The organism is Pedobacter kyungheensis (genome assembly GCF_000812965.1).
Classification (GTDB): domain Bacteria; phylum Bacteroidota; class Bacteroidia; order Sphingobacteriales; family Sphingobacteriaceae; genus Pedobacter; species Pedobacter kyungheensis.
On sequence record NZ_JSYN01000023.1, the window covers coordinates 89102 to 106273 of the forward strand.

Below are 17172 nucleotides of genomic sequence, written 5' to 3' on the forward strand. Positions count from 1 at the left end.
GTTTATGAGAACCTACCTAACCATTTTGCTGATTTTAAATTTAATGTGCGCACAATTATTCGCGGCGGATATTTATGTCTCCAAATTGGGCTCCGATCGCAATAACGGCACAAAGGAAAAACCATTGGCCTCCTTGCATTTTGCCATCAGGAAGGCAAGGGAGTTGCGCAGGTTAAACGACAGTTCAGTTAAAGGTGGGATTCATATCATTATCGAAAATGGTTATTACGCTCTGGATGAAGCTATTGTACTCCGCCCCGAAGATTCGGGCACCAAAGAAAGTCCAACACAGATTGTGGCGGGTCCAGGTGCTAAAGTTATTTTTAGTGGTGGCGTAAAAATTAAAGGCTGGAAAAAATTAACTAGCCCGGTTGCAGGCTTACCTAAAAATGCCATAGGTAAAGTTTGGGTGGCCGATGCACCCATGTTTGCCGATAATACACTACTGTTCAGACAGCTTTGGGTGAATGGTATTAAGGCTATTAGGGCAAAAGATGCAAATGGCGATGCCATGAACCGCATTTTATCCTGGGATGCCCAATCGCAAACCTGCAAAATCCCTTTAAACAAAAATATCAACCTCAATGGGGCTAAAGGTATAGAAATGGTAATCCACCAGTGGTGGGCCATTGCCAATTTGCGGGTAAAATCGATAAAAACCGAGCACAACACTGCCGAACTTTCCTTTTTGCAGCCAGAAAGCCGCATACAATCAGAACACCCATGGCCAGCGCCGTGGATTTCGGATAAAACCGGAAACTCGGCTTATTATTTAACCAATGCCATTCAGTTCTTAGATGAACCGGGCGAGTGGTTCGAGGATTTACAGCACCGTAAAGTTTATTACTGGCCTAAAACAAAGCAGAATATGCTTCAGGCAGATGTGGTTGCACCTGCTTTAGAAACCTTAGTTAAAGTTGAAGGAACCATTGATCATCCGATAGCTTATATTTCTTTCCAGGGGATATCTTTTCAGCATGCATCTTGGTTATTACCTTCCAAACAGGGCCATGTGCCGCACCAGGCGGGTATGTATATGCTTGATGCTTATAAATTAGACCAACCAGGTACTAACGATAAACCCACACTAGAAAACCAGGCCTGGGTGGGGCGTCCGGCTTCGGCCGTACAAATCAATTATGCCAATCATATCGATTTTGAGGCGTGCCGGTTCGAACACCACGCTTCAACCGGACTCGATTACCAAAAAGGAACCACCAACAATAACATAAAAGGGAACCTGTTTAAAGATATCGGCGGATCTGGGATACTAATTGGCACTTTTTCTGACGAAGCCACCGAGGTACATTTACCTTACCAGCCAAGTGATGAACGTGAGATTTCTTCGGATAACCGGATTGAAAATAACCTCATTACCGACGTCACCAACGAGGATTGGGGTGCTGTAGGCATTGGTGCCGGTTACGTACGTGGATTGAAAATCCTGCATAACGAAATCAGTGATGTTTCTTATTCGGGGATTAGCATGGGCTGGGGCTGGACAAAAACAAAAAATGCAATGAAGGACAATACCATCAGCGCCAACAAAATTCATCATTATGGCAAGCACATGTACGATGTGGCCGGCATTTATACCTTATCTGCTCAACCAGGCTCATTCATTACCGAAAATGTTGTCGACAGTATTTTCACAGCCAAATATGCGCATTTGCCCGATCATTGGTTTTACCTCTACACCGACGAAGGATCTTCGTATTTCACCATCAAAAATAACTGGACGCCCAGTGAAAAATACCTGCAAAATGCCAATGGCCCAGATAATTTATGGGAAAATAACGGACCTGGAGTTGCCGAAAAAATCAAAGAAAACGCTGGTCTGGAAGCGCAATATCAATATCTGCTAAAAGATAAATCACCAGTTTCTGACACCAGGAAAATTAATAAGGCGGTAGATAAACCTGTGGTTTTTGAGCTCATTTTCAAAAATGGTGAAGTACCAGGCGAAAAGGCATTAACCGCATTCGCCCGTGAAAACAACCTGCTGTGTTCATCAATTTACCATTGGGAAAACCGCCTGGTCATTTACACCTCGACCTTAAAAACAGAGAGCTTGCAGCAAACCCTAAAAAGGCTCAAAGCCAGCGAGATTAAGCTGTATGATGATATGTTTTACGATTTCGACAGGAAAAAACAGTGTGGAACCGAACCAGTAAAAGAATGGGAAAATATTATACTATCTGCCAACCTGGTGAAAGATGAAAAACTGCAAAAAGAATACCTCGCATACCACAAAACGCAGTTTGAAAAATGGCCCGAAATATCAAAAGGCTTTTGTAATGCTGATTTTCAACGGCTGGTTATTTTTAAAAAAGGCCGCCAGCTGATGCTGATTATCAGCATACCCAAAGGCGAAAATTTAGATAAACTGAACCCGAAAACAACGGAAAATAACCCCAGGGTAGACGAATGGAATGCATTAATGAAAAAATACCAGGAAGGAATTGAAGGCACAAAACCCGGCGAAGTTTGGGTTTTCTTTAAACCGATCGACTAACTGTCCCCCTTTGGAGGGGGCAGAGGGAGGAAATAAACAATACTTATTAAAATATGTTAAGATTAGGAATACTAGGATTAGGCGAGGGTAGAAGCACCATTTCGGCCTCACTGGCAAGCAAAAAGTTCAAATTAATTCAAATTTGCGACGCCAATAAAAAACTTTGCGAAGAACGCGCTTTGGAGTTCGATTTCCAGAACTGGACTACCGATTACAACGATATGCTCAAGAGCGATAAAATTGATATGATTGCGATTTACACGCCTGATCATTTGCATTTTGAGCACATTAAACTGGCTTTGGAGCACGATAAGCACGTGGTTTGTACCAAACCATTTATTGATGATCTCTCGCAGGCAAACGAACTTTTGGCGCTGAGCAAAAAGACCAAAAAGAAAATTTTTGTGGGGCAGAGTTCCCGTTTCTTTGAACCGGCTATGCGCCAGAAAAAAGATTTCGATAAAGGCTTAATCGGCGAGTTGATTACCATCGAAAGTCACTACCATGCCGATCATCGCTGGTTTTTGGAAAAAGGCTGGTCGCTAAAACAATCTTTCAAATGGCTATATGGCGGTTTAAGTCACCCGGTCGATTTTATCCGCTGGTACATGCCCGATATTGAAGAAGTAATGGGCTATGGTATGCTCAGCAGCAATGGACAAAAAGCTGGCTTAAAAAACCAGGATACCATGCACTTTATCTTCAAGGCCAAAGATGGCAGAATTGCCAGGGTAAGTGGTGCTTACACCGGACCAACCCAGCCCGCAAGTCGCGATAGTGGAATGAGCTGTATTTTGCGTGGAACGGAAGGGGCTAGCCAGGCCGATTACCATGAATTGCGTTATGCAGTAACCACCAAAACGGGCGAAGAAAAAATCATTACCTGGGGCGATGCCACTTTGAAACATTATTTCCGCTTCGAAGGCCAGAGTCACCATGCCGGCGAATACCAAAACTATCTTGAATATTTTGCCGACAGCATTAACAACAAGTTTACGGCTTACCCTGATTTAAAAGAAGGCATTGGAACCATTGCCCTTTTGCAGGCTATGGATAAATCGCTTGAAACAGGTTTACCGGTAAAAGTAGATGAAATATTAAGCAGTTATAACATTAGCCGGGAATCGATAGGATTATAAAATATTAAACCACAGATGAAAAGGATGGACACAGATAGTTGAGAAGCAATAGTTCGTATCACATCGAAAGTTAAAAAATGTGTGTTATAAAAATCGGCCACGGAAACACAGAACTCACGGAATTCAAATTAGTTAGATGCTTAAATATCGGAAAAGTATTAAACCGAAATAAAAGTTTCCGTGTTAATCCGTGTTTCCGTGGCAAACAAATAAAAACCAAACTAACCAAATGCACAACATTGTAGAACGTTTAACCAGTTTAGATTACATCATCGTAATCGCCTACCTCATCGTCCTGATGGTGATTGGGTACCGCGCTAGTTTTCCGAAGAAGAAAAACAGCGATGAAACCTTATTTCTAGCCAATAAATCTTTAGGCTGGGCCAGTATTGGCTTCAACATGTGGGGCACTAACGTAGGCCCATCCATGCTGCTTGCTTTTGCCAGTATCGGCTATACCACAGGTATTGTAGCCGTAAACTTCGATTGGTATGCCTTTATTTTCCTGTTCCTGCTGGCTATTGTTTTCGCGCCAAAATACCTGGCCGCAAAGGTGAGCACCATGCCCGAATTTATGGGAAACCGTTACGGCGATTCTACCCAGAATATATTAGCCTGGTATGCATTGGTGAAGATTTTAATCTCCTGGCTATCGTTAGGTTTATTTGCCGGCGGTTTTTTAGTCCGTCAGATTTTAGGCATTCCCATGTGGCAATCAGTAACCGTTTTGGTTGCTTTTGCGGGCTTATTTACCTTTTTCGGTGGTTTAAAGGCTATTGCCAAAGTCAACATTTTCCAGATGATTTTATTGATTGCTGTTTCGCTTTCGCTTACTCTACTGGGCCTGCACAAGGTTGGAGGGATCTCAGCACTCTACAGCAAAACACCAGGACATTTCTGGAACCTCATACAACCTGCCAGCGATCCCAAATATCCCTGGTATGCCATCCTTTTAGGTTATCCGGTGGCTGCTGTAGCCTTTTTCTGTACCGATCAGTCGATGGTTCAGTCGGTTTTGGGTGCTAAAAATCTGAAACAAGGGCAGTTGGGCGTGAGCTTTATTGGCTGGCTAAAAATCCTTTCGCTACCGCTCTTTATTGTTACCGGGATACTCTGCTATGTCTTGTTCCCCAACCTGAAAGACCCCAACGAAGCTTACATGACCATGGTAACCAATCTTTTCCCACCAGGCATGAATGGCTTGGTAATCGTTGTACTTATCGCGGTTCTGGTGGGCACCATAGGTTCATCGCTGAATTCGTTAAGCACCGTGTTTACCATGGATGTCTACGTCAAGAAAATCAATCCACAGGCCAGCAATAAGCAGATTATCAATATTGGCCGTTTAACTGTTATAGCCGGTTGTATTTTTGCAGTAGTTGTAGTGTTGGCTATCGATAACATCAAAGGTCTAAACCTCTTCGATGTATTTCAATCGGTATTGGGTTTTATTGCGCCGCCACTTTCAGTGGTTTTTCTGTTAACCGTGTTTTGGAAACGGACTACTAGAAAAGCCGTAAATTTTACGCTATCCATTGGTTCGATCCTGAGTTTAAGTACCGGAATTATTTATTTATGGGTTTTACCACCCAGCGAATATACTTTTTGGCCGCACTACCTCATGTTATCTTTCCTGATCTTTGGGGGTTTATTGCTTATCGCCATATTGATTTCGCTTTTAGACAGAACACCTAGTATTTACACCATCAACGAAGAACATGAAGCCAATATTGAAAAACCAGATAAGACTGTTTGGATTTCCTGGGCTGCACTGGCTATTGTAATGGTTGCACTTTATATTTTCTTTAACGGACATTAGAAATTTCGTCATTTCGAGCGTAGTGTAACGGAGTCGAGAAATCTGCTTAATAGATCTCTCCATTTCGCTGCGCTTCAGTCGAGATGACGGTAACAAAAAACATGAAAAACCTAAAAAAAATATTCCTGATTACCCTGCTGCAAGCCATGGTAATCCCCGCTTTTGCGCAAAAGGCATCCTGGATCTGGTATCCCGGCGATTTTGATATCTACATGAGCAATGTGATGCAGAACCGCAGAACAGAACGTGGATCATTTTTTCCTGTATTCTGGAAAATGGATAGCCATTATGTGCTGGTCGATTTCCATAAAGAGTTTACCCTCAGTCAGCCAGAAGAAGTTAAGCTCTTTGTAGAAGGCACTTACAATGTTAAAATTGACGGCCAGGCTATAACCGGCTTTCCGAAATCCATTCAGATCCAGGCCGGAAAGCATAAACTAAGCCTGAAAGTGTACAGCCAGGCTACAGTGCCAGCCATTTTTGTACAGGGTAAAACTGTAGTATCAGATGAAAGCTGGTTAACCACTTTTGAGGATAAAGAATGGATTGATGCCAGCGGCAAAACCTCCGATAAATCGGGAACAACCTTTGTTTCTGCTGGCTCCTGGGGTTTAACCGATCCTTACAGCCTGCCTTCTGCGTTTAAATTGCCTGTTGTGAAACATACAACTGTTAAAACAGAAAAAGCAGGCACAGGTTACGTAGCCGATTTTGGCAAAGAAACCTTCGGTTTTATTAAAGTGCATGGCTTAAAGGGCAAAGGCAAATTGAGTTTGTATTATGGCGAATCGAAAGAAGAAGCTTTATCAACCGATAAATGCGAAACACTGGATCATCTCAAGATTGATCTTACCAAAAAAACAGACTCGGTAATGCCACTTTCCAAAGCTTTCCGCTATGTTAACTTTCAGCCTGAAAATGGCGTTTCTGCCGACTCTATATCAATGCTTTACGAATATGCTCCGGTTAGCGAGCGGGGAAGTTTTAAATCATCAGATGCGGAGTTGAACAAGATTTACGATGTAGCCAAATACACTTTTCACCTCAATACCCGTGAGTTTTTTATCGATGGCATAAAACGCGACAGATGGGTGTGGAGTGGTGATGCCTACCAAAGTTACCTCATGAATTATTATTCGTTTTTTGATGCTCCAACCGTAAAAAGAACGCTGTTGGCCCAGCGCGGCAAAGATCCGGTTACGGCACACATCAATACCATTATGGATTATTCTTTTTATTGGTTTTTAGGTATTTATGATTATTACAAATTTACGGGCGACAAAAAATTTGTGCAGGACATTTATCCCCGCATGCAATCGCTCATGACCTATATTGATGGCCGTAAAAACAAAAATGGCTTGCTGGAATGGATGCCTGGCGACTGGATTTTTATAGATTGGGCCGATAAACTGAGTAAAGACGGGGAAGTGAGCTTTGAACAATTGTTATATGCACGTAGTTTAGAAACCATGGCTTTATGTGCCAAACTAACCAACGATAGCGAAAATGCTGCTAAATATGAGGAGCAGGCTAAAACATTGAAAGCCAAAATATTCGATATTTACTGGAATCAAAGCAAACATGCCTTAGTGCACAGCAGGGTAGCAGGTCAGCCCACACAAAATGTAACCCGCTATGCCAATATGTTTGGGATTTTCTTCGATTACTTTACACCTGAACAGAAACTGGCTGTAAAAGAACATGTATTGCTCAACGACAGCATTAACAAAATTACCACACCTTACATGCGCTTTTATGAACTGGAAGCACTTTGCGCCATGGGTGAGCAAAGCTATGTATTAAAAGAGATGAAAAACTATTGGGGAGGTATGCTCAAGCTGGGTGCTACTTCTTTTTGGGAGGAATATAATCCCGATAAAAAAGGTACCGAACACCTGGCCATGTATGGCCGGCCATTTGGAAAAAGCCTTTGCCACGCCTGGGGAGCCAGCCCGATTTATCTGCTTGGCAAATATTACCTGGGGGTAAGCCCCGATTCGCCGGGTTACGAAACCTATACCATTGAGCCCAATTTAGGCGGTTTAGCCTGGATGGAAGGCAAAGTGCCAACCGCCAACGGCGATATATCCGTGTACATGAATAAAAAGGAAATCAAGATCACTTCGGCTGTTGGAACCGGGAAATTAAGGATTAAAAGTAAATCTAAACCTGTAGCAAAAGCTGCTGAAATTAAATCAATAGGAAAGGGCTTCTATGAAATTACCGTCGAAAAAGGTAAAGATTACACCGTAAGCTACAATTAACAGGAATTTATAACCGGGAACATCATATTTGGTTTTCCCGGTTTGCTATTCAATTAGGTATCGCGACGGCTCTCTACCGTGTATACAAAACTATCGGCATGGTAGTAGCCTAAATTGTATTCAATTGGCCGCTCTGCCTGATCAAAAACATAACGTTTTCTAAAAAGCAGCGGACTTCCCACTTCAACATCCAGTTTCGAAGCCATAAATTTATCGGCCGCCTTAGCGCTTATTTCTTCTTTCGATAGATTCGCAATTATCGAATGGTCTTTCTCCAGAATTTCATACAAAGGGCGTTTAAAATCTTCATCGCCTGTAAGGCCAATCCTGGGGTGAAAATAAGAGATAAAATAAACGAATGGGCCTTCTTCTTTCCCTCTTAAACGCTCCAGTTTTAAAACCTTTTTATCGGTACCAATGTCAAAGAAATGCGCCAGTTTCTCATCAGCATATACCCAGCTAATGTGAAGCTCGAAATTTTTAATCGGAATGCCCCTGGCTTGCATTTCTTGCGAAAAACTTAGCCAGTTACTGGCTTTCGAGCTCACACAAACCTCAGCAACTTTAGTCCCAATACCTTTTTTACGGATCAGCAAGCCCTCATATACCAATTTATTGAGTGCCTGGCGCAACGTTGTTCTCGATATAGCCAGTTGTTTAGCCATGTCAACCTCGTTAGGCAAAAATTTAGTGGCATATTCCGGCTGTTTAATCAGGTTCCGCAATAATTCTTCTGCCTGGATATGCAGTGGCACAGGACTTTTATGGTCGATTGAAAATTTCATTTTATTTAGACTACAGCGCTTTAAGCAAACAAACTTTTCTGATGCAGCCTCACAAAGATAAAGAAAGCATATACAAACAACAATACTATGTATGTATCCATACAGCCTGTCAGGGCAAATTTGGTGATCAAATGCCTGTAATCCGATCCAGTTAAAAGAATTTGAGTAAAAAATTAGGATATATGTACATACATAGATACATTTGTTATTTAATAAAACATTTATCCATTTATGGAAGTAAAAAATAATCCTCAGGAAACACCTGTAGCAGCACAATGGAGACAAAGTGGAGAGCAGATTTTGCCTGAAAACATACACGATTTTAACCCATCGCCAGAGGGTTACAACCTTTATCCCGTACACACTTTAGGAGCGGGCAAAATATTTGATGGCTTTACCACATTGGCCGCCTGGATTATTGAAAAAAAAACCGTGTTGATAGATGGTTATGTTGGTGTATTCTGGTCTGAAATCGAAAGACTGCTACAAACAGAATTTACCAAAAAGCAGGTAAAAGTTAACTGGTTGCATACAGCTGATCAAATGAAAACAGCAGCAACGGTTATGGAACTGGTAAATCCTTTTTTAGGCGAAGCGAAAAGTGTTTGGGGTAAAAAAACAGACCTAAAGCTTAATGATTTTTTTGAAACCGGATTTAGCACAAACCAGCCCGATACGGAATACGAAGTAAATATTGTAATTGGCGTAGGGGCAGCCTTGCTTAATTGGGATGCACCAATCATTTACCTCGATATTCCTAAGAACGAAATTCAATACCGCATGCGTGCAGGTTCCATTACCAACCTGGGCGCTGCCACTACAGCAAGTGCCTTCGAAATGTACAAACGGTTTTATTTTGTAGATTGGCCGGTGTTGAATAACCATAAAGCAGAAATTTTAAAGCGCATAAGTGTAGTTGCTGATGCGCAACACAAATCATCGATAAAGTGGGTCGAGGCCAATGAACTGAACAAAGGTTTAAAACAGATCAGCCAATCGGTATTTCGGGTTAGGCCATGGTTTGAGGCTGGTGCCTGGGGTGGGCATTGGATGCAGGAAAATATTGAAGGATTGAATAAAGATGAGATAAATTATGCCTGGTCTTTCGAAATGATTGTTCCCGAGAATGGCATTATTTTCGAAAGCAGCGGAAACCTGTTAGAGGTTACTTTTGATTTTCTGATGTTTAGCGAAAATCAATCGGTATTGGGCAAACATGCTTCCATTTTCGGTACCGAATTTCCAATCAGATTCGATTTTCTCGATACCATGGATGGCGGAAACCTTTCCATCCAATGCCATCCTTCATTAAAATATATCCGTGAAGAATTTGGCGAAAACATTACGCAAGATGAAACCTACTACATTTTGGAATGTAAAGACGATGCAAAAGTGTATTTGGGTTTTCAGGAAGATATTAATCCAATTGAATTTAATCAGGCCTTAATTAAGAGTCAGCAGTTAAAGCAGGAAATAGATATCGAACAGTTTGTGCAGGTACATGATGCCCAAAAGCATGATCTTTTTTTAATCCCAAACCGTACTGTACACAGTGCCGGAGCCAACAATCTTGTGCTCGAAATCAGCGCAACACCTTATATTTTTACCTTTAAAATGTACGATTGGGTGCGTTTAGGTCTGGATGGTCAACCACGACCAATTAATATAGAACATGCCTTTAAAAACCTGGATTTTAGCAGGAAAGGTGAGGTGGTTAAAGAGGAGTTAATTTCGAAACCATCGGTAATAGAAAAAGGAGCTGATTGGGAATTAATCCATTTGCCTACACACCGCGAACACTTTTATGCTATTCAGCGAATGGAATTTGATGGCGAAATTACCGTTAATACCAACAATACCTGTCATATCTTAATGTTGGTAGAAGGCAGTACCATTCAGCTAAAAAATACAGATGGTCAGATTACGGAATTTCATTATGCAGAAACTTTTGTAGTTCCGGCAGCGGCCGAAAGTTATACCCTGATTAATAAGGGCTCAAACAGGGCCAAAGTAATTAAAGCGTTTGTAAAAGACAATCTGACTGCTGTAAATTTATAAAACAGCAGTCGGGTATGATTTGCAATCCATTGTCAAATCATTTAAATTTTTAACCAAAATATAAATTATGAGTGCGCAAAAAAGAAGCAGTGTATTTTTAATAACGCTCGTAGCATCGCTGGGTGGCTTTTTATTCGGCTTTGATATGGCTGTTATATCGGGAGTTTTGCCGCTGGTGCAAAAACAGTTTGCATTAAGTGCCTCACAAGAGGGATGGTTTGTATCTTCTGCATTGTTAGGCTGCATCATCGGGGTGGCCTTTTCAGGAGAACTTAGCGACCGATTCGGCCGGAAAAAGCCATTAATTTTAACAGCTGTTCTTTTTGTTGCATCAGCCCTGGGTTGTGCATTATTTCCAAACCTTAGTGGCGTTATTGCTTTCAGGCTCCTGGGAGGTATTGGTATCGGTATCGCCTCAAACGTAGTGCCTTTATATATTTCAGAAATCGCCCCTGCACACATCAGAGGGCGTTTAGTTACCTATTACCAGTTTGCACTTACACTGGGCATTTTGGTTGCTTATCTCAGCAACGCAGCCCTGCTAAGTGGTGTCTCAACAAGTTCAACAAATACTTCAGCTTTAAGCACGCTTTTTAATCACGAAGTTTGGCGCGGTATGCTGGGAATGGGGGTACTACCGGCAGTTTTATTTTTATTTGGATTATTACTGATACCCGAAAGTCCGAGATGGCTCATACAAAAAGGCCATATCGCAGCCGGCACTTTAATCATTAGTAAAATTAACGGACAGGCGCAAACTGAAATTGACCCCAAACAGTTTGCATCAGAAAGCAACGGCACCAAAAGTTCATATAAAGAATTATTCGCACCAGCAATGCGTAAAGCTTTGTTAATCGGCATCTTATTGCCTTTATTTTCTCAGTTTAGCGGTATCAATGCCATTATCTATTATGGTCCAAGAATACTCGGAAATGCGGGTATATCTTTAAGTAATTCACTCATCAGCCAGGTAATTTTTGGGCTCGCGAATGTACTCTTTACCCTGTTCGCCATCTGGAAAGTAGATAGCTGGGGAAGGAGACCACTTTATCTTTACGGAACGGCCGGTGCAGCCATTTCGCTGATTTTAACTGGTGTATGTTTTTATTTTAATGCTACCTCAAGCATTTGGCTGTTGGTATGTGTTTTGGCCTTCCTTGCATTTTTTGCATGCTCTATTGGCCCCTTAAAATTTGTTGTGGCAGCAGAGATCTTTCCCGGAGCTATTCGTGGAAGAGCATTAGCCATCAGCATTATGGTGATGTGGGTAGCCGATACCATTGTGGGGCAAATTACCCCCAATTTATTAAACGAACTGGGTAGTGCAGGTACATTTTGGTTCTTCGCCTTTTTCTGTACCATAGCCTTTATTGCAGTTTACAAATTGCTTCCCGAAACCAAAGGAAAATCGTTAGAGCAAATAGAGAGCGAGTGGAAACAAGAAGGAGATAAACCCGTGTTTTTTCATTAAAAGATAAAAATCCTATGAATTTAAAATATAAGCTTACTGCTTTATTATTGCTTAACTTATTTTACAAACCGGTAAGTGCACAATCAGACCACGACCTATTAACCTATGCCGACCCGCGGATTGGTACGGCCCACAGTCGCTGGTTTTATTTTACGCCCGGGGCAGTTCCTTTTGGAATGGCCAAAGCTGCGCCATCTACCAATGGTTCGTACGGCAATAAAAGTGGCTGGGAAGCTGTAGGTTATGATGAAAGGCATAACTCCATTGAAGGTTTTGCTAATTTTCACGAATTTCAGATTGGCGGAGTTGTTTTTGCGCCATCAACCGGAAAGCTGCAAACACTGGCAGGAAGTTTAGAGCATCCTGAGACAGGTTACCGTTCTACTTTCGACCACAAAGATGAAGTTGCCACACCTGGTTATTATTCGGTATTGCTGAAAGATTATGGCATTAAAGCTGAATTAACTGCGACTAAAAGGGTGGCTTTTCACCGCTATACTTTTCCAAAATCAACTCAGGCTAATATCCTTTTCGATATCGGGCACCAGCAGGGAGAAAGTGGCGAAGTAAGTGATGCTCAAGTATACCTGACCAAAGATGGCAGAATTGAAGGTTATGTAATTACAAAACCGGTTTATGTACAGAAATATCAGCCCGGTGCAGATGTAAAAATGTACTTCTCTGCCGTAGCGAGTAAAAGACCTGCAAAATTTGGCACATTTACCGGAGCGCAGATTACCGAAGGAAGCAAAAGTACTACAGGCAAAGGGGCAGGTTTATACCTCACTTTTAATACGCATGAAAAGGAGAGCATTACTATAAAAGCCGGACTTTCTTATACCTCGATAGCTAACGCAAGGCTTAATCTGAATAAAGAAGCAGCAAATCTTTCCTTTGATCAGGCTAAAACACAGGCGCTAAATACCTGGGGCAGTTATTTGGGAAGAATCAGGGTAACATCTGATAATAAAGCAAATCTCACCAAGTTTTATACTGGCTTATACCATGCTTTATCAGGACGTGGGTTGGCCAGTGATGTCAACGGCGCTTACCCTAAAAACGATGGAGGAATTGGCCAGATTCCACTTGACAAAAACCATGTGCCGCTTCACAACCATTACAATACCGACGCTATCTGGGGCGCTTTCTGGAATTTAACCCAGCTTTGGGCTGTAGCTTATCCCGAATATTATTCAGATTGGGTTAAAAGTCAGTTATTGGTTTATAAAGATTCCGGATGGTTAGCTGACGGGATTGCCAATAGCCGCTATGTATCTGGTGTAGGTACCAATTTTGTGAGTTTGGCTATAGCAGCCGCCTATACCTCCGGAATTCGCGATTTTGATGTAAAAACTGCTTATCAGGCTGCACTTAAAAATGAACTGGAATTTCAAAACCGGCCGTTTGGAGCGGGTAAATCAGATTTGGATAGATTTTTAAAATATGGTTATGTAAACCATCTAGACAGTGGAAGTGGCGCCAGCGAGCGCTGGCAGTTCTCGGCATCGCATACCCTTGAATATGCCTTTAGTAGCTATGCAGTTGGTCAATGGGCAAGACTTTTAAACAAAACAGCCGATTACCAGAAATTAACTACGCCTTCAAACGCCTGGAAAACCATTTTCGACCCTGCTACTAAATTCATCAGACCAAAGGACGAGCAAGGTAAATTTATATCCAATTTTAATCCCAAACAGGCCTGGAGAGGTTTTCAGGAAGGAAATGCCTGGCAATACACCTTTTATGTACCACAGAATCCAAACGCTTTAATTGATGCTATTGGTAACACTGATTTTAACAACAGGCTGGATAGTATTTTTACGGTATCAGAAAAAAATAAATTTGGGGGTGGTACAACCTTAGATGCTTTTTCCGGACTTGAAGGTTTGTATAACCATGGCAATCAGCCCAATCTGCATACTTCGTGGCTTTTTAATTTCTCCGGAAAACCATCACTTACGCAAAAGTGGGTCAGAAAAATTATGGATGAATTTTACGGCACTGAAGGCATCCATGGTTACGGATATGGTCAGGATGAGGATCAGGGCCAGCTTGGTGCCTGGTACGTGATGGCTTCGATGGGGATTTTTGATGTAAAGGGATTTACCGATGCCTCACCAGAAATCGGCCTCTCGGCACCCATTTTTAAGACTATCCGGATTAAAGGCAATAAAAAATACTTCAGTGGTAAAGATTTCGAAATTGTAACCCTAAATAATAATACCGAAAACCAATACGTCCAGTACTTTTCTTTGAATGGTAAGCCCTTAAGAGCTCCTTTTATGAAACTGAAGGACATTCAAAACGGCGGAAAATTGGTTGTGCAAATGGGAAAGATGCCGAAAGATGTGTATTGATTAAACTTATGCGTAGATCTTAATTCCCCTCTTTTAGAGGGGTATCCGAAGGACGGGGTGTTTTAGATGCTGCAATAATACGATTACTATAGGATCGAGATGTCGGTCTTCTTTGGGGATCCGTCATTCCCAACTTGATCCGATAGCTATCGGATGGGAATCTTAATACGATCGCTACAATCACCTTGTAAGATTGCTTCGTCGTTCCTTCTCGCAATGACGAATAGAAAAAGGGATAATAAACATTCGGTTCATTATCCCTTTTTTCGTTTTTATACAGATAAATCTGCTATTTCTTTTTCTCCAGTTCCGTTATTGCTGTCCACAATACACCAGCTTCACCTCTGAAACTCGATGATCCTTTGGGTTTATTATCTGGTGTATACCATTCATAAAAGCCATTGTTGCTGATTACGCGTGCCAACATCGGGTCAAGTGCCTCTTTAGCTTCAGCCAGTAAATTATACCTGATGAGCTGCGTAACCATTCTGCCGCCAAACCAGGTCCAATCGCCGCCATTTTGGTAAGAATATGGTCCCATTACCTTATTTTGGAAAGAGCCGGCCGGATAAACAGGGTAGAGCGTAAGTCCGATAGTTGCCGCATTGGCATCTTTTACGTTTTGTTGCATCTTTTCATAAGCTTCCTTTACCTGTTTTTTGGTTAACAAGCCAGCTTCAATGGCCACTGCTGTACCACCATGATAGTAAACTTTCGATTCATCAAAAGAAGCCGGAAAAGGAGAGCCGTTTAAATAAATGTGTGGAATGTATTTTTGCGCTTTATCATCCCACAAATATTTATTGATATTTTCACGCACGCTTTTATAAATGCCTTTCCATTTGGTAATCTGCGCAGGACTTAAATCTCCAACCTGGATAAAATCGTTTATGGCAATTAAAAACATGGCGTTATCGTAAATATCAATGGCACGGTGGGTATTCTCGTCAATCACAACACCCCAGCCTTGCTCAGGTTGCACATCGCCCCAATCGGCAGTGGTTGCTCCCCAGATTAAGCCATACTTCTCATTAAACCTTTCTTTCATCAGAAAATCCATAGCCCTTTCCATTTGCTTTTTAACCGGTAAGCCGGCTACCTGCTCATTTAAAATGGATTTATCGCCCGTAATATTGATGTATTTCGCTATGGCTTGAATTAAGGAGGTTTCCTGATCAGTTTCCACGGTATTTTTATGTCCGAGGTATCCCGGTACTAAATCCGATTTGTAAAATGTACCTTCAGATCCGGCCTGTTTTGAGGGGATATATCCATCCAGGATAGCACCATCTGCTTGTTGAAACTGAAAAAAGGTTATCAGGTGTTTCCTGATCTGCGATTTATCGTTAACCTTACAGCTTAATTCGATAAAGGTATTCAAATCCCTGATCCACACTTCACCATAGCCATCTCCGGCCGTAACACCTTTCTTGATCAACGCCTCGGCCATGGTTTTAACCTGATTCATGACCGCAGGGGATACATTTTGGTGTGCCTTTTGTGTAATAGCCTTCGCCTGGGCTAAAGATACACCGGGCGTCGCCAGTGCAATAAACATGGCTAATGCAATATTTTTATTCATCGGTTATAATTTATACTGTTTTTGCTACCTCATATTGAAGCACTTAACTATTCATAATCTATATGTACAAACATATATACATTTAATCAATTATCAAACAGTTTCACAATATAATTACACCTCTGTTTGCATTGGGTTTAAACCCATGGCTAATTCAGTTAAACACCAATTCTTTGTTCAATCTTTTTAACGCATTTGTTGGCTTCGGCTAAAATTACCTTGCTGTCAATCGCCTGATCAGAATTTAAAGCGTTCAACATCGAAATGGTTAAACAGGCAATAATGCCATTGTTGTTGGCAATACCAATGGGCACCGAAATATCGGTTACACCCGAAACAGCATCACTGTTTTTGAAATAGGAGCCCGTTTGCTGAATTTCGGTCAAAGAGTTTAAGAAATCTTCCTGCTGTGGTTTGGCGTATTTTTTAAAAATAGCATTGTTTTTTAATACCGTATTCCGCTCGGCTTCGGGCATATAAGCCAGTAATACTTTACCCGATGCGGTTAATGGTAACGGAAACAGGTTTCCTTCTTCAATAGAAAGGGCAATTGGCCCCGGACTTTTTGCATGGATAATGACCATTACCTGGTTCATATACAAAATACTGAGGTGACAGGATTGGCGCACCGAATTGGCCAGTTCTTCTAACGGAAACTGCGCCGCTTTTCTCAACTCATCAATAGGTGAGTGGCGGTGCGAAAGGTAAAAAAGTTTAAGCGATAACCGGTATTTCCCCGAAACCTCATCGCGTAAAATATAACCACGGCTTTCCAGACTCATCAGCATCCTATAAATTTCATTCGGTGTTTTTTCAATACCAATGGCAATTTCGGTTTGTGATAAGGGAATAGATTGCGCCGATAGATACTCTAAAATATCAAGGCCTTTATCTAAAGCTGGCGCCTGATACTTCGATTCATTTTCTTTCATACAGGTTTAATTTGGTTGTATCGTATTTTTTACAGTTCCAAACATACAAAATGCATTCATATTTCTCATTCAGAATGAAATTATATAATTATTACATGAATATATGTTTTCATATTTAAAAAAAAGATTTATATTTGAATTACTTGTAAAATTTAAAGTTAAGCAAATTCTACAGCTTATGCTATATGGGCTAAGAATTTATTTCTAACTAAATTGAGCACGATAACCAACTATAAACCTAAATCAAGCA

Annotated in this window: 10 protein-coding genes; 7 read left to right on the plus strand and 3 right to left on the minus strand. The window is 41.4% G+C overall.

Features of this window, described 5'->3' with window-relative positions; translation table 11 throughout:
• Positions 1–4: 4 nt before the first annotated feature.
• From OC25_RS18460 to OC25_RS18475, 4 genes are all read left to right on the plus strand, one after another.
• A complete protein-coding gene (locus OC25_RS18460; RefSeq protein ID WP_039479092.1) occupies positions 5–2515 on the plus strand; it encodes an L-rhamnose mutarotase in 2511 nt (836 codons plus the stop codon).
• A gap of 53 nt (positions 2516–2568) precedes the next feature.
• Entirely contained in the window at positions 2569–3654 is a 1086-nt protein-coding gene (locus OC25_RS18465) for a Gfo/Idh/MocA family protein (protein ID WP_039479094.1), read from the plus strand.
• A 229-nt stretch (positions 3655–3883) separates the two neighbouring features.
• Positions 3884–5473: an SLC5 family protein gene (locus OC25_RS18470; RefSeq protein ID WP_039479250.1), complete on the plus strand. Its 1590-nt coding sequence runs from the start codon at positions 3884–3886 to the stop codon at positions 5471–5473.
• A 101-nt stretch (positions 5474–5574) separates the two neighbouring features.
• Positions 5575–7737, plus strand: a complete 2163-nt coding sequence (locus OC25_RS18475; protein WP_082018647.1) for an alpha-L-rhamnosidase-related protein — start codon at positions 5575–5577, stop codon at positions 7735–7737.
• A 53-nt stretch (positions 7738–7790) separates the two neighbouring features.
• Here the strand turns inward: OC25_RS18475 and OC25_RS18480 are convergent, their stop codons facing one another.
• Complete coding sequence (locus tag OC25_RS18480) at positions 7791–8522, minus strand: GntR family transcriptional regulator (protein WP_039479099.1); 732 nt, start codon at positions 8520–8522, stop codon at positions 7791–7793.
• A 231-nt stretch (positions 8523–8753) separates the two neighbouring features.
• On the opposite strand from OC25_RS18480, the gene OC25_RS18485 reads away from it, so the two are divergent.
• From OC25_RS18485 to OC25_RS18495, 3 genes are all read left to right on the plus strand, one after another.
• On the plus strand, positions 8754–10580 hold the full coding sequence (locus OC25_RS18485; RefSeq protein ID WP_039479102.1) for a class I mannose-6-phosphate isomerase: 1827 nt from the start codon (positions 8754–8756) through the stop codon (positions 10578–10580).
• Positions 10581–10647: 67 nt separating this feature from the next.
• Complete coding sequence (locus tag OC25_RS18490) at positions 10648–12051, plus strand: sugar porter family MFS transporter (protein ID WP_039479104.1); 1404 nt, start codon at positions 10648–10650, stop codon at positions 12049–12051.
• Positions 12052–12065: 14 nt separating this feature from the next.
• Positions 12066–14408, plus strand: a complete 2343-nt coding sequence (locus OC25_RS18495) for a GH92 family glycosyl hydrolase (RefSeq protein ID WP_039479106.1) — start codon at positions 12066–12068, stop codon at positions 14406–14408.
• A gap of 289 nt (positions 14409–14697) precedes the next feature.
• Here the strand turns inward: OC25_RS18495 and OC25_RS18500 are convergent, their stop codons facing one another.
• Complete coding sequence (locus OC25_RS18500) at positions 14698–15990, minus strand: GH36-type glycosyl hydrolase domain-containing protein (protein WP_039479110.1); 1293 nt, start codon at positions 15988–15990, stop codon at positions 14698–14700.
• Between the two features lie 158 nt (positions 15991–16148).
• The gene (locus OC25_RS18505) at positions 16149–16922 is read right to left on the minus strand and encodes an IclR family transcriptional regulator (protein WP_039479114.1); all 774 of its coding nucleotides are present in this window, start codon (positions 16920–16922) and stop codon (positions 16149–16151) included.
• Positions 16923–17172 lie beyond the last annotated feature (250 nt).

Coding starts and splice junctions, on each gene's coding strand:
- OC25_RS18485 (WP_039479102.1), top strand. CDS start 8,754: ATGGAAGTAAAAAATAATCCTCAGGAAACACCTGTAGCAGCACAATGG.
- OC25_RS18500 (WP_039479110.1), bottom strand. CDS start 15,990: ATGAATAAAAATATTGCATTAGCCATGTTTATTGCACTGGCGACGCCC.
- OC25_RS18505 (WP_039479114.1), bottom strand. CDS start 16,922: ATGAAAGAAAATGAATCGAAGTATCAGGCGCCAGCTTTAGATAAAGGC.
- OC25_RS18475 (WP_082018647.1), top strand. CDS start 5,575: ATGAAAAACCTAAAAAAAATATTCCTGATTACCCTGCTGCAAGCCATG.
- OC25_RS18490 (WP_039479104.1), top strand. CDS start 10,648: ATGAGTGCGCAAAAAAGAAGCAGTGTATTTTTAATAACGCTCGTAGCA.
- OC25_RS18460 (WP_039479092.1), top strand. CDS start 5: ATGAGAACCTACCTAACCATTTTGCTGATTTTAAATTTAATGTGCGCA.
- OC25_RS18465 (WP_039479094.1), top strand. CDS start 2,569: ATGTTAAGATTAGGAATACTAGGATTAGGCGAGGGTAGAAGCACCATT.
- OC25_RS18480 (WP_039479099.1), bottom strand. CDS start 8,522: ATGAAATTTTCAATCGACCATAAAAGTCCTGTGCCACTGCATATCCAG.
- OC25_RS18495 (WP_039479106.1), top strand. CDS start 12,066: ATGAATTTAAAATATAAGCTTACTGCTTTATTATTGCTTAACTTATTT.
- OC25_RS18470 (WP_039479250.1), top strand. CDS start 3,884: ATGCACAACATTGTAGAACGTTTAACCAGTTTAGATTACATCATCGTA.